9 protein-coding genes are annotated in these 14,110 nt (G+C 59.0%); 5 read left to right on the top strand and 4 right to left on the bottom strand.

Going from position 1 to position 14,110, the window contains the following annotated elements:
- The first annotated feature begins 26 nt into the window (after window positions 1-26).
- From AB1S56_RS24125 to AB1S56_RS24110, 4 genes are read left to right on the top strand one after another with little or no spacing between them, the layout of a single operon-like run.
- Entirely contained in the window at window positions 27-2,666 is a 2,640-nt protein-coding gene (locus AB1S56_RS24125) for an SLC13 family permease (RefSeq protein ID WP_340872483.1), read from the top strand.
- A gap of 34 nt (window positions 2,667-2,700) precedes the next feature.
- Entirely contained in the window at window positions 2,701-4,458 is a 1,758-nt protein-coding gene (locus AB1S56_RS24120; protein ID WP_340872481.1) for an adenylate/guanylate cyclase domain-containing protein, read from the top strand.
- Window positions 4,455-6,155, top strand: coding sequence for a FecR family protein (locus AB1S56_RS24115; protein ID WP_340872480.1), 1,701 nt, complete (start codon window positions 4,455-4,457; stop codon window positions 6,153-6,155). The genes AB1S56_RS24120 and AB1S56_RS24115 overlap by 4 nt, the downstream gene beginning before the upstream one ends.
- A gap of 21 nt (window positions 6,156-6,176) precedes the next feature.
- On the top strand, window positions 6,177-7,676 hold the full coding sequence (locus AB1S56_RS24110) for an SMP-30/gluconolactonase/LRE family protein (protein ID WP_340872478.1): 1,500 nt from the start codon (window positions 6,177-6,179) through the stop codon (window positions 7,674-7,676).
- Between the two features lie 337 nt (window positions 7,677-8,013).
- Here the strand turns inward: AB1S56_RS24110 and AB1S56_RS24105 are convergent, their stop codons facing one another.
- From AB1S56_RS24105 to AB1S56_RS24090, 4 genes are all read right to left on the bottom strand, one after another.
- Complete coding sequence (locus AB1S56_RS24105; RefSeq protein WP_340872477.1) at window positions 8,014-9,153, bottom strand: HD domain-containing phosphohydrolase; 1,140 nt, start codon at window positions 9,151-9,153, stop codon at window positions 8,014-8,016.
- Between the two features lie 147 nt (window positions 9,154-9,300).
- Window positions 9,301-10,692, bottom strand: coding sequence for an ATP-binding protein (locus AB1S56_RS24100; RefSeq protein ID WP_340872476.1), 1,392 nt, complete (start codon window positions 10,690-10,692; stop codon window positions 9,301-9,303).
- On the bottom strand, window positions 10,689-11,402 hold the full coding sequence (locus AB1S56_RS24095) for a response regulator transcription factor (RefSeq protein ID WP_340872474.1): 714 nt from the start codon (window positions 11,400-11,402) through the stop codon (window positions 10,689-10,691). The genes AB1S56_RS24100 and AB1S56_RS24095 overlap by 4 nt, the downstream gene beginning before the upstream one ends.
- A 40-nt stretch (window positions 11,403-11,442) precedes the next feature.
- On the bottom strand, window positions 11,443-12,081 hold the full coding sequence (locus AB1S56_RS24090) for a hypothetical protein (RefSeq protein WP_340872473.1): 639 nt from the start codon (window positions 12,079-12,081) through the stop codon (window positions 11,443-11,445).
- A gap of 177 nt (window positions 12,082-12,258) precedes the next feature.
- On the opposite strand from AB1S56_RS24090, the gene asnB reads away from it, so the two are divergent.
- A complete protein-coding gene (gene asnB, locus AB1S56_RS24085; protein WP_340872471.1) occupies window positions 12,259-14,106 on the top strand; it encodes an asparagine synthase (glutamine-hydrolyzing) in 1,848 nt (615 codons plus the stop codon).
- Window positions 14,107-14,110 lie beyond the last annotated feature (4 nt).

Here is a 14,110-nt window from a genome sequence, read left to right as displayed (position 1 = left end):
GAGTGGTAAGTAGGTAGATTGTACCAATGAAGCTGACAAGCATACCCATGTTTCGAAATATGTCCAATCTGGAGCTGGCCAAGCTTGCAGGCCTCATGGAGAAGCGGCAGCTGCCCAGCGGCGAGACGCTGTTCCGGCAGGGCGACCCCGGGGACAGCATGTTCATTGTAGAGAACGGCGAAATCGAGCTGTATGTGGGCGAGAGCTCATCAGCAAGCGACGAGACGGCGCAAGAGCTGGAGCAAGTGCCAGGGCAGCAGCGGATTGCGACCATCGGCGCCGGGGATGTGCTGGGAGAGATGGCGCTGCTGACGGGCGAGCCTCGATCGGCAGCTGCCATTGCAGGGAGCGATTGCTCCTTGTTCGTCATTCACCGGGAGGTGTTTGACCGGCTGGTAGACGAGAACCCGACGTTCACCGCCTTCTTTGTGCGTCTGCTCTCTCAGCGGTTAATCGCTGCGAATGACCGGCTGAAGAAGGTGCAGGACGGCGAGGATATGCGGCTGGCCCATGAGCTGGGACAGCTGCCAGACAGAGTGCTGCGGTTCCTGGCCTGGTGCGCGGCTATTCCCGTCGCAACGAGGGGGCTGGCTCTGCATCAATTCGGGAGCGAGCTGCTGGATGAGGTGGAGCAGCATGCTTTTATGAGGCTATACATTGCCATTGATGAGGGATCGAATCAGCTTTGCCTGCAGCCTGCCTATGCCGCCAGAATGAAGGAATTCGCCAAGCGAGAGTACAGCGATGCGGAACGGGGGAGCTGGGGGCTGCAAGCGGCAGCTTATTACGAGGCAGAAGGGCAGTGGGGCCTCTTATGCCGGCTGATGAGCGGCCTTGCTTATTGGCAGGCGGCGCTGGATGCCTACGAGAAGGGCTTGGCTGCGCTCTCGAAGCCGGAGTGGGACGAACTTCATGAGGCCGTAAAGGATTGTCCGCGGCAGCAGATTGCCGGTCGCTTCGGTGTGCTGCGGGAGTACTTGCCTTACTGCGAGGCGCATGCTCCAGAGGAGGGCTTGGCCGTGCTGGAGCTGGCTCTGCATGATGGCCATGCCTTCGCGCCGCAAGAGCTGTCCGCGCTGTATGAGCGCGGTATGGAGCTATGCAGACGAACAGGACGCACGCGGCAGGCCATGGACTACATGCAGCTCGCGGAGAATGCGGCCTCCGCGAGAATGGAGTCAGAGCGTTCCCTGAGCCTTGCGAGGCAGAAGCTGCTGAGAGCCCGAAGCCAGCGTCTGGCTCAAGGGGCGGGACTGCTGGCGCTCGGAGGGAACGGAGGCTTCGTCAAAGCGTTAGCGGCTGCAGGGGCGCTGCTGTGCGTGGTGGTGTCCTTCCTGCTGGAGCCACAGGGCGATTTGACTCAGCCGGCCATTCGCTTCATCGGCATTGCGCTGGCCGCTGTGCTGCTATGGGTGTCCCGGGTCATCCCCGATTATATTGTGGCGCTCGGCATGATTCTGCTCTGGGTGCTGGGAGGCGTAGCCGCCCCGGAGGCTGCGCTGTCCGGCTACGGCTCCACGTCGTGGCTCTATATGATCGGCATTATGGCCGTCAGCGCGGTCATTACGAAGTCGGGCATTACGTATCGGTTCGCCCTGCACGCGCTTAAGCGATTCCCCTCGCATTACCGAGGGCAGCTCTGGGGCATTGTAGCGGGTGGTACGCTCATGGGACCGCTGCTTCCCTCCTCAACGGCCAAGGTATCCATCGGCGTGCCGATGGCTCAGACGCTGGCGGAGTCTATGGGGTTCGCGGAACGCAGCCGAGGCGCTGCGGGGCTGGGGCTTGTCGCCATGATGTTCTTCGGCTTCACGGCCCCCTTCGTCATGACGGGCTCTTATACGAATGTCATGGCCTATGGGCTTGCCGCCAAGGATCAGCCGGTCTCATGGCTGCAGTGGCTGCTGTACGCGCTGCCCGCGTTCCTCCTGTTCACGGCGGTTATGCTCGGGCTGCTGCTCTGGGCATTCCGCGGCATTCAGCCGCCGAAGCCGATTAAGCCGGAGGTGCTGGACGAGCAACTGTCTCTGCTGGGTCCCCTGTCCAGGGAAGAGAAGCTTGTGCTCTGGACTGTCGTAAGCTGCATTGTCGGCATGATGCTGGAGCCCCTTCACGGCATCGCCCCCGTCTGGATAATGCTGGCGGGCTTCTCTGTGCTGACCGTCAGCGGGGCGCTCGACAGGGAAAGGCTGGGCTCCGGTATGGATTGGACGTTCCTGCTGTTCCTCGGCGCCGCCTTCAGCTTCGCGGGTGTTGCGGAGCAGCTTGGCATCGCCGAATGGCTGTCGGGCTACGTGGGCGGTCCGCTCGTCGCTCTGCTGGACTCTCCGATGCTGTTCCTGCTGGCTGTGGCGCTTATTTCTTTTGGCGTAACGCTAATCGTTCGGGACGATCCAGCCGTTATATTGCTTGTGACGGCTATTGTGCCTCTGGGGGAGGCCGCGGGCATTCACCCTTGGGTGCTGGTATTTATTATTTTGCTGGCGACGGACCCGTTTTTCTTCGCTTACCAGTCTCCCACTTATCTGACGGCTTATTACAGCACAGAAGGCAAGGCTTTCACACATAAACAAGGCAGCCGGACAGCGCTTGGCTACGGCCTCGCGGTTCTGCTGATCGCGGCGCTCTGCGTGCCGTACTGGCAGTGGCTTGGACTGATTGCCTGATGACATACAGGAAGGAAGAGGGGGGAGAAGCCGCATGCGAATAAAGCTCGGAGCCATTATTGCGATACTGACGGCGCTGGCGGTATTCCTCATGTACAGAGGCTCGCTGGACACGGTGGATTATGTGATCCAGGATCGGCTTATGCAGCAGGAGTCCGAGCTGGACACCCGGATCGTGATAATTGGCATCGACGACGCAAGTATTATGGAGCTTGGAGCCTGGCCTTGGAGTCGGGCGGCGCATGCCGCGCTGGTGGATACATTGACGGAGGGCAAGCCGTCTGTCATTGCCTTCGACGTGACGTTCCCGGCCCCGATGGATGCGGATGCGGACACCGCGTTCGCAGATGCGCTGGCTCGGGCCGGCAATGTGGTGCTGCCGGTCATCGGGACGTTCCCGCCCTCCGTGGACAGGGGCACCATCCAGGCGCAGGAGCTGCAGGAGCCATTCCCGGAGCTTAAGGCGTCAGCGGCTGCGCTGGGGCATATTAACACGATTCCGGACCGCGACCGCGTGGTCAGGAAGTCACTGCAGAGCTTTCAGTACGGGGATGCGTCTTATGACAGCTTTGCCTGGACAATCTACCGACTGCACCAGCAGCATGTGGGGGAAGGCGTCAATGCGGACATGCTGCCGCTGGACGACTTCGGTCGCTTCCATATCGACTACGCGGGCAGGCCTGGCGGGTTCGAGGAGATTCCTTATTCGGCGGTTATCAACGGCGATGTGCCTGCGGATTATTTTGAGAATCGGATCGTGCTTGTGGGTCCTTACGCGACAGCCTTCAACGACAGCCATCTTACGCCAATGGCCGCCAAGACCGAGATGTACGGCATTGAGATTCACGCCAATATTATTCAGGCGCTGCTCGATGAGCGTATGAAGCGTGAGTGGGCATGGCCTTGGAATGCGCTGGTTCTGGCCCTGGCAGCCGGTCTGGCTTATGTGCTGCTGAGGAAGCTTCGTATGAGCTTCGCGCTGCTGTCGGTTGTCGCTATGGCGGCTGTGCTTCTGCTGGCAGGACGCTACGCGTACGCGCAGGGTCAGCTAATCTCGACAGGCTACACGGTGCTTCTGCTTGCGGCCTGCTGCCTCGTGGCGGTTATTTACCGATACGTGGAGGAGCTGCTGGAGCGGCGCAGAGTGACGGACGTGTTCGGGCGGTATGTCGCTCCCCAGGTGGTGGACGAAATTCTGAAGAGCGGCGACGAGGGCTTGAAGCTCGGCGGGACCAGACGGGAGCTGACGGTGCTGTTTGTCGATATTCGCGGGTTCACGCCGCTGTCGGAGAAGGCGCAGCCGGAGGAGGTCGTGGATATTCTGAACCAGTATCTGGATCTGGCCGCGACGTGCATCTTCGAATATGGGGGCACGCTGGACAAGTTTATCGGGGACGCGGCGATGGCGATCTATAACGCGCCGCTGCCGCTGGAGGATCACGCCATGAAGGCGGTCGAGACGGCGTGGGCCATGAAGGCGGCATCCGGTGAGCTTGCCCGTAAGCTGACGGAGAAATATGGGCTGTCGGTAGCATTCGGCATTGGCATCCATCGAGGTCCAGCGGTATTCGGCAACATTGGCTCCAAGACTCGAATGGACTATACCGCAATCGGGGATACGGTCAATACGGCGGCAAGGCTGGAGAGCATCTCGAAGCCAGGGCAGATCGTCATTAGCGAGGCGGTGTACGAGGCTGTCAAGGATCGGGTGAAGGCGACCTCTCTAGGCGAGGTCAAGGTGAAGGGCAAGGAGCAAGGCATAGCGATATATGAATTGGAGGGATTGCAATGAAGGGATTAAGAGTCGTGCTTGTGCTTGCGTTGCTGCTATCGCTTATTGGGCCAGTCTCGGCACTGGCCAAAAACACGGCGATGGCAGGCAAGGTGACCGCGGTATCGGGCAAGTCTGAGGTGAAGAAATCCGGCGGCTCCAAGAAATTCAGCGCCTTCAAGGGCATGGCGATCGGTCAGGGCGACACGATTATGACCGGCGCGGGCGCGAAGCTGACGATGGAGCTGGGAAGCGACAAGGAGGTTGTCTTTGGCGCCAATACGACGCTGACGGTGTCGGAGCTGGTGAAGAGCGCCAAGGCGATGGGCGGCAAGACAAGCCTTAGCCTGCAGAAGGGCAGCGTGCTGATCAAGATTAAGCAGAAGCTGAGCGGAGACTCCAGCTTCGGTATTGAGACGCCAACCTCTATTATGGGTGTTATGGGCACGGAATTTACGGTGTCGTACGAGGAAGGCAGAAGCTATGTCGGCGTATTCGAGGGCGGAGTATGGACCCGCTATGGCGAAGACGGTGACAATGAGGAGATTGTGGAGCCGGATCAGGAGCTCTGGATCGAGAAGGATGGCAACGGAGAGGTACAGGACCTGCGGCCGGAGAGCTTGCCGCTGGTAGCGCTGGAGGACTTCGAGGAGCGCCTGCAAGCAGGCGGAGGGAACGAAGCGCTGCTGAAGCGGGTGCAGGACTTGCTTGCGCAGAAGCGTGCGGCTGAGGCGGAAGCGGCGAAGCGCGAGGAAGAGAAGCAGAAGGCGCAGAAATCGACGATTATTTATGAGAAAGCGACCCCAGCGCCAGCGCCGACTCCAGTGCCGGGCACAGGCACACAGCCGACGCCTCCACCGCCGCCGGCAGGCGCGCCGGAGTTTGACGCGGATGCTTTTTATGGGGATATTTATTCGTACCTGCTAGATAATCGTACCATTTCAGTTCCATTTACAACGGAGATTGGTTTGAATGTGGACAATTCTTCTGAGCATTTTAATTGGGGATCGGTAATAAGTGTCATGAGAAATCCTAGTTCAGAATGCTACGAGTGTTCGTCGGAATCTATTGAGCAAGTGGTTGTCGCCGGGAATGAACTCGTTATAACTCTGGACGAGAGTAGTGCTTTGAATTACTGGGATTATGTAACCATTACTATTGCTTCAGATGTGCTATACAACAAAAACTACCCCAATGATGTGCAAGAGTCAGAGGTAGTGGTTCAACGTGAAGAGGACACCGAAGGTCAATTGCCACTGTTGTCGAACAACAATGAAATAAACTTGTTTGTTGTGGAGGAATCTGACTACGTAGATTGCTACTACATGGTGGACAATGGTCAGCCTCAGGAAGGCTTCTGCTTCTTTATCGAGCACAATCCGGCTTCAATTGAGTTTTCGATGACGCAAGGGACTTTGACAGGCTTTACTGAAATGATGTTCCCTTCATTTCTTGGCTATGCAGAAAACCCGGCTGATATTATTCCCGAGTTTAGCGGAAGCCAGCAGCAAAATGTAACGCTCACCGAAGATGATTATGTATGGGAAGAAGTGGAGGGAGGCTGGAAACTTCGCATCTCCAATGCTTTCCTATATACCCAACTGAACGATTACACAGAATCAGAATCAGAATATTATTACTATCTTGTCGTTCCAATTAATATAACGGAAGAAGTCATTCTTTATATCGAGGTAGAAAAGCTTTATCCACATGTATAACGTAAGGGAGGAGGAACCGATATGATGCGAAAACAATTCAAGAGCGGCTCCCGCGCCGGTGTATGGACGGGAGGCCTAATGGCGATCGCTTTAACGGCAGCGCTAAGCCTGCCAGCCAGCGCGGAGGACGCGCGCGGCGCGGGAGCCGCAGCTGCGAGCAGCGGTGGACACAAGGTGTCCATCGCAGCCGAAGGCTTCAGCCAGCCGTGGGGGCTGGCTGAAGCAAAGGACGGAGGCTTGTATGTCGTACAGGGTCAAAACGGCATTAAGCGCTGGGCTGACGGTGAACCGTTGGAGGTGACCGGCAGTGCCGAAGAAGGCTATCTGGACGGTACGGCCAAGGCAGCCGCGTTCCTGAACCCGACGTTCGCCGTTACCGATGACAAAGGTATTCTGTATATTGCCGATACGGACAATCATGTTGTCCGCAGGCTGGAGAACGGCGAAGTGTACACCGTGGCCGGCAACGGTACGGCGGGCTTTAGCGATGGCAAGCGTGGCGAGGCTAGGCTGCATGCGCCGACAGGGCTTGCAATTGACGCTCAGGGCCACATCTACGTGGCGGACACGTTGAACCACGTTATCCGCCGCATTGCGCCGGACGGCCAGGTTACGACGTTCGCCGGGAAGGGCGGCGAAGAGGGCGGGTACCTGGACGCACCTGTGGCGACTGCACGCTTTAATGAGCCAACTGGTCTTGCGATTGACGAGCGAGGCGGTCTGTACGTAGCGGATACCGGCAACAGCGTTATACGCTATATTTTTGAGGGGCGTGTAACGACTTATGCCGGCAAGGAAACGGACAAGGATGAGCTGACCGGCTATATGACGGGCGGCTACCGCAACGGCGCTGGCAGCGAGGCGTTATTCGACCGTCCGCGAGGGCTGGCGTATGCTGAGGGAGTCCTGTTCGTCGCGGACAGCCTGAACAACCGAATTCGCGCTGTACGCTCGAATGGTACGGTGGTTACACTTGCGGGCTCCAGCTCGCCAGGCAATGAAGCGGGAACGGGCGAGGCGGCAGGCTTCAACCAGCCTTCGGCGCTGCTCTACAGTAACGGTGTGCTGTATGTCTCCGATACGTTAAACGGCTCGCTCAAGGCGCTGCAGGTTGATCCATCACAGCCGTTATCACCGGTTCGCAGCGCGGCGGATCTGATCGCCTCCACGGAGCTTCTGCCTCCGGGCGAGACGCCGCAGGTATGGATGGACGGTGAGCTGATGGCCTTCCAGAACGGGAAGATGCCATTCGCCAAGGGTGAGCCTGCCGAGTTCTACATTCCGGTGCGCAGGCTGCTGGAAGTGTGGGGCGCGGATATCGTATGGAAGGAAGAGTCGCGCTCCATTGTTGCAACAAAAGGCGATTGGAGTGTGGAGCTGTTCACCGCAAGCGATAAGGAGGTTGTCCTGAGAGGCGGCTCCGCTTATGCGGCGGCGGGCTACTTGGCCGAGCGAGCTGGCTTCCTCCTAGCGGTTGACGAGGAGTACAAGGCGGTGCTGCTGGACAGCGGCAGCAAATAGACGTGCCAGAAACGTCTAAATGAGCCGAGACGGGCATCCGGTGTCAAATAGACGTGCCAGAAACGTCTAAATGAGCGGAAACGGGTGTCCGGCAGCAAATAGACGTGCCAGAAACGTCTAAATGAGCGGAGACGGGTGTCCAGCAGCAAATAGACGTGCTAGAAACGTCTAAATGTGCAGAAACGGGTGTCCGGCAGCAAATAGACGTGCCAGAAACGTCTACATGTCGCCAACACTCCAAATAAAGGGGCAATCGCCCAGTCATGCGAATGACTGGGCGATTGCCCCTCTTCTGTGTGCGCTGCCGTTCTGTGTGCCTGCGCAGCCGTACTGGCGGTCAAACGTCCGATTCCCGGTCCCTCACCTCGAGAATGAGGGGGAGCTGCGCCAAAAACGCGTCGACGACGCGCGGGTCGAAGTGGCGGCCGCGTTCCTGCTCGAACAAAGAGAGGATGCGCTCCAGCTCCCACGCGGGCTTATAGACGCGGGCGCTGCCCAGCGCGTCGAAGACGTCAGCGACGGCGGTAATGCGGCCGTAGATATGGATGTCCTCGCCGCGTAGCCCTTGCGGATAGCCGCTGCCGTCCCACTTCTCATGATGCTGATGCGCGACGATCGCTGCCGTCAGCAGAAGCTCGCGGCGGGAATGACGCAGAAGCTCGTAGCCAATGACCGTGTGGCTCTTCATGAGCTCGAATTCTTCCTCCGTCAGCTTGCCGGATTTCTGCAGAATAGCGTCCGGAATGGCGACCTTGCCGATATCGTGCATCGGCGACGCTCTTCGCAGCCGATCCGCCTCCTGCTCCGTCATGCCCAGGCCCAGCGCGATTAAATATGAATATTGCGAGACGCGACGAACGTGCTTGCCCGTCTCCTTGGAGCGGCTTTCGCCGATCTCGCCCATCGTCTCGATAATTTCCTTCTGCGTAGCGAATATCTCCTCATGCAGCATAACGGATTCCAGCGATTTGCCCGTGTACGAAGCGGCCAGCGACAAATATTCCAGATCACGCTCAGAGAAGCGTTCTTCCTTCGTCAGCTTGTTGATCGCTTGGTAAGCGCCAATAATCTCTCCGTCATTATTGCGGAATGGAATGGTCATAATGGCTTTTGTGCGGTAACCCGTCTTCGCATCGCTGTCCCGGTTATGCCGGTCATCCTTATAGGCGTCATCGATGAAGATCGGCTCGCCGGAGCAGATGGATGCCCCCACCAGACCGCTTCCATATGGAATGCGAAGCTCCCCGACGCCATGGGCGACGACGGTGAACAGCTCTTCCCGCAATTGGTCCACCAGCCAGACGGCGCAGCGGTCAGCGAGCACCAATTCGCGCCCCATGTTCGCCATCAGAATCAATACCGAATCCAGCCGCTGATCGTTCGCAATCTTGGCCGTATAGTCGAATATGATCTTCAACAGCTGCTCGGGCGTCAAATTCTCCTTATATAGGGGTGCCTTGTCGCCATTCCCATGCATGACCGTCTCTCCTTCTGCCGTACATTCCTTTTCCCGATAACATTCGCTCCCCAATCGGGGAAATCCTGCCTGTTTATCAAGAAATGTCGAAAAAGCTCGTTTCATGCGAATGCGAATGCGACAGTGCCGTAGCGTAAGCCATCCCCATCATGGTCCAAAATAAACCGTAAACCGAACGCCGCCCCGCGCGTTCTCCGCCAAGGCCCGCCCGCCATGCAGCTTCGCCGCGCGGGACACAATGGCGAGGCCCAGGCCGAATTGGCCTCGCTTGCCGTGCTGGAACGGCTGGAACAGCCGCTCGCCGAGCTCGGGGTCGAGCGGCTCGCCGTCGTTCCATACCTCCAGCACAATGCCTGGAGCTACGCCCCCTGGCCGCGACGGCCCGGAGCCCGCGGCGAGCTGCCGGCTTAACGACACCTCCAGCCTGGAATGGGCGAACCGAATGCCGTTGTCTACGAGATTCTCGATAATCGCGGTCAGCTGCGACTCATCTCCTGGCAGCTCGACGCCCGGCTCCAGCCGACATGCAATAGAGAGCTCCGGCCTGCGCAAGCTCAGCCGCTCCACAACATCGGCCGCGAGCTTGTCTAGCCGAATGCTCTGGCGCACCGGTGGCTGCTGCTGCTCCGCTATATAGTCGAGCTTCGTTAGAAACAGGAGCTTCGCGATTCTGGCCGACAGCCGATCGGCTTCGCTCTCAATGACCTGCACCGACGCTTCTACGCTGCCCTTGGGGTAGATGCCGTCGAGAATGGCCTGCGCGTAGCTGTGAATGACCATGACCGGCGTCTTGAGCTCGTGGGACAGCTGCTGCAGCATCTCCTGCTGGGCTTCATCATGCTGGACGAGCTGCTTGCGCATGCTTTCAATTGAGACGGACAGCTCGCCAATCTCGTCAGACCGTTCAATAGGCACGGGCTTATGCCACTCGCGCGCCGCGATGCGCCGCACATGCTCCTGCAGCTTCCGGAGCGGACGCGTCAAGTAATGAGACAGCGCATAGGCCGGCAGAAGCCCGATGACGGTGACGATGGCGAACAGCAGCGCCAGCCGTTTGAACAGCGTCGCCGTGAGCTCCTTCTGATACGTGTCCCACATGTAGGAGATGAGATAGACGCTGCGTCCCGCCAATGAGGTTTTGGAAATGATATAGCGAATGGTGTCCCCGGAGCTGCTCAGCGAGTACCGCTGCGATTCAGCAGTCTGCGTCAGCGCCTGCTTGCGAATGTGCGGCCCCAATTGGCCCGGTATCTTGGCAGCGGGCGCCAGTCGGCCATTATCGAGCATCACGATGTGCTGAACGGCCCGAATGTTCTGCAGCTCCTGCTGGCGCTCCCAGCCCGTCTCGCCCTCCAGAACGAGCTGCAGCTGTCCGCCGGAGCGGACAGCCTGCTGGGCATTATCTATAGAGGTGTAGGTCTCCTTGGTGAAGAAAGCGTTCAACGTCGGGCGCAGCGCGATCAGCACGAGGAGGAACAGGCATGCGAATACGCCGCACAGGACGAACCATAGCTGCACGCGGAGCGGCTTGTTCGTCATGGGCGCACCAGCCTGTAGCCATAGCCGTACAGCGTCTCCAGGCGAAGCTGCGGCAGCTTCTTGCGAATGCGCCGGACGACGTCATCCACCACGCGGTCCGTGCCGTAATAATCCGCTCCCCACACCGCGTCCAGAATTTGCTCGCGGGTGAAGGAGTGGCCGGGGCTGGACGCCAGGAAGGCCAGCACGTCAAATTCCAGAGAGGTCAGCTCCAGCGCCGCGCCGCCTTCCGTCACTGTTCTCTGTCCGGGCATTAGGAGGTAGGGAGGGAGCGGTATCGCCGTTCCGCGGTGCTCCGGCCCAGGCCCGGACACCGCCCCCGCGCCGCCGCCCGACGCAGGAACGGCCAGCCTGTCCAGAAGCCGGCGCGCTCGAATAATCAGCTCGCGCGGCGAGAACGGCTTGGCGATGTAGTCCTCGCCGCCCAGCTCCAGCCCCAGCACGCGGTCCAGCTCCGCGTCGCGCGCCGAGATGAAGATGACGGGCACCTCCGGCGCTGCGGCCTTGATGTCCCGCAGCAGCTGGTAGCCGTCAGTGTCCGGCAGCATAATATCCAGCACCCACAACGAGGGTTGTCCGCCGCGCATGGCGTCCATAGCCTCCTCGCCCGTCAGGAAGGCGCGCACGCCCCAGCCTTCCTTCTCCATATAGGAGCGGAGCACGCCATTCAGATGCGGCTCATCCTCTACCAAATACACGAGATGCGGCAACTCCGCTCGCCTCCCTCTCCCATTTCAATGTCTCTTTATCTTAAATGGAAGCGGTCCATTCCTCCAGCTTTTTCTCCAGCTGCGCCGTTACTTGCGTATAATGAGCCAGCATGTCGCCAAGAGCCGCTTGGATGGCGGCCGCGTCACCGGAAGCGATGGCGGCATGGAAGGCCTCCTTCAACGCCTTCGCTTGCTCCTTCATAGGCTGCAGGCTGTCGCGCTTCTGCTCCCATGCGTTCTGCCTGCTGCTCTTCCATTGCAGGACGTTTTCCTTGAACTCGCGAGGTGTAAGCTCGCCGCTGTCCAGCTTCGCCTTCTGCTCCTCCAGCCGGGCCTGCAAGTCCTCCTTCCGGTTCTGAACCGGTTCCAGCGCCTGCAGCTGCTCCTTAACCGCTTTGCGCTCCGCGAAGGCGGCCTCCCACTCCGGCAGCGTAGCAGGAGCGTATTTCTCCGCAAGCAGCAGCAGGTACGTCTCGCGGTGAAGCCCGTCGGCCAGCAATCGCGCCTCACGAATCGCCTGCGTCCTCTCTTTCAGGGCGTTCGCCGCCTCCGCCTTGATGTTCGCCGCTCCCGTGCGCTGGCCGATCTCCGCTGCATATGCGCCCGCCGGCATGGCTGCCGCGATGGATAGCGCCAGAATGCCTGGCACGAGCGTCTTGGTCCACACTTTTTTGGTCATGGTACAATTCCTCCATTCGATTGATATCTTGGCTTGCTCCTTTACTTTAGAATAGGAATGCGGACACAATATCAAGGAATTGTGGGAAATTGTCAAAGCCCGCGCAAGTCGACAAGAACCCCGCGTTAAAGGTATCATGTAAAGAGTGTAATTGTATGAAATTTGAGGTGAATAGGCATGTGCGGATTTGTAGGATACATCAAAGGAAGCCACGCAATGGATCATTCATCCATTATGGCCAATATGCTGGAGACCATCGTCCATCGCGGGCCCGACAGCGGCGGTGTGCACGAGGATGACAGCGTGGTGCTGGGCTTTCGCAGGCTGAGCATTATCGACCTGTCGACGGCGGCGAATCAGCCTTTATATAGCGAGGACGGCAGCATTGTCCTCGTCTTCAACGGCGAGATCTACAACTTTCAGGAGCTCCGCGAGGAGCTGAAGAGCAAGGGCTATACGTTCCGTACCTCCTCGGACAGCGAGGTGCTCATCTACGGGTACTTGGCTTACGGCACGGAGCTGCTTGGGCGGCTGCGGGGCATGTTCGCGTTCTGCATCTGGGACAAGCGTGACGGCACGACGTTTATCGCGCGCGACGGCTTCGGCATCAAGCCGCTCTATTATACGCGCCATACGGTAGACGGCACGTTCCTGTTCGGCTCGGAGATCAAGTCATTCCTGCCTCATCCGTCCTTCGTGAAGGAGCTGAACAAGGACGCGCTGCGTCCTTACTTGACGTTCCAATATTCGGCCATGGACGAAACATTCTTCAAGGGCGTGTACAAGCTGCCGCCCGCGCATTATATGGTGCTCAAGAACGGCGAGATGACGCTTCAATCCTACTGGGACAAGTCGTTCCGCGAGGAAGAGCAGTCGCTGGAGCATTATGTGGAGGAGATCCGCGAGACGATGCGGGAGTCCGTAGCCGCTCATCGAATCAGCGACGTGAAGGTCGGCTCGTTCCTCTCCGGAGGCATCGACTCCAGCTATATTACGGCGCTGCTGCGTCCGAACAAGTCGTTCTCCGTCGGCTTCGCCGATTATGAAGCGATGTTCAACGAGACGAACCTGGCCAAGGAGCTGTCGGAGCAGCTGAACGTGCACAACGAGCGCCGTATGGTGACGGCGGAGGAATGCTTCAACGCCCTTCCGACGATCCAATATCATATGGACGAGCCGCACTCCAATCTGTCCTCGCTGCCGTTGTACTTCCTGGCTGAGCTGGCCCGCAGAGACGTAACGGTCGTTCTGTCGGGCGAGGGTGCGGACGAAATATTCGGCGGATACCCCTGGTACCAGAACTCGCCGAAGATGGAGCGCTACGAGAAGCTGCCTTATGGCATTCGCCGAGCGGTGCATCATGTTGCCAAGAAGCTGCCCGCTAACCGGATTTCCGAGTTTCTCGTCAAGGGCGGACAGAAGGTGGAGGAGCGGTTCATCGGAGAGGCCGTCATCTTCACCGAGGAGGACGCGCTTGGCGTGCTGAAGCCGGATTATCGCAAAGGTCCGTCCGTCTCCAGCATTACACGCAAGGTGTACAACGACGTGCAGGGCAAGGATGACGTGACCAAAATGCAGCATCTCGACCTGCATCTATGGCTGCCGGGCGATATTCTGCTGAAGGCGGACAAGATGAGCATGGCGCATTCCATCGAGCTGCGCGTGCCGTTCCTGGACAAGCGCGTCATGGAGCTGGGCAAGAAGCTCCCGTCGCGCCATCGCGTCAACGCGATTGATACGAAGTACGCCCTGCGCCAGGCGGCGCTGCAGGAGCTGCCCGAGGAATGGGCGAACCGTCCCAAGCTGGGCTTCCCCGTGCCGGTGCGCCATTGGCTGCGCGAGGAGCGCTACTACAACCTCGTGAAGGAGACGTTCTCCTCGGACTACGCGGAGGCGTTCTTCAACACGGACAAGCTGATCGGCTATCTGGACGAGCATTACCACGGCCGCAGGAACCGCGCCCGCTACATTTGGACCTCGTATGTGTTCCTCGTGTGGTACAAGCGATTTTTTATGGATATGTAGATGA

The sequence above is a fragment of the Paenibacillus sp. PL2-23 genome (assembly GCF_040834005.1).
In the GTDB taxonomy this organism is placed as follows: domain Bacteria; phylum Bacillota; class Bacilli; order Paenibacillales; family Paenibacillaceae; genus Pristimantibacillus.
This window is presented reverse-complemented; position numbering and strand designations above follow the sequence as displayed.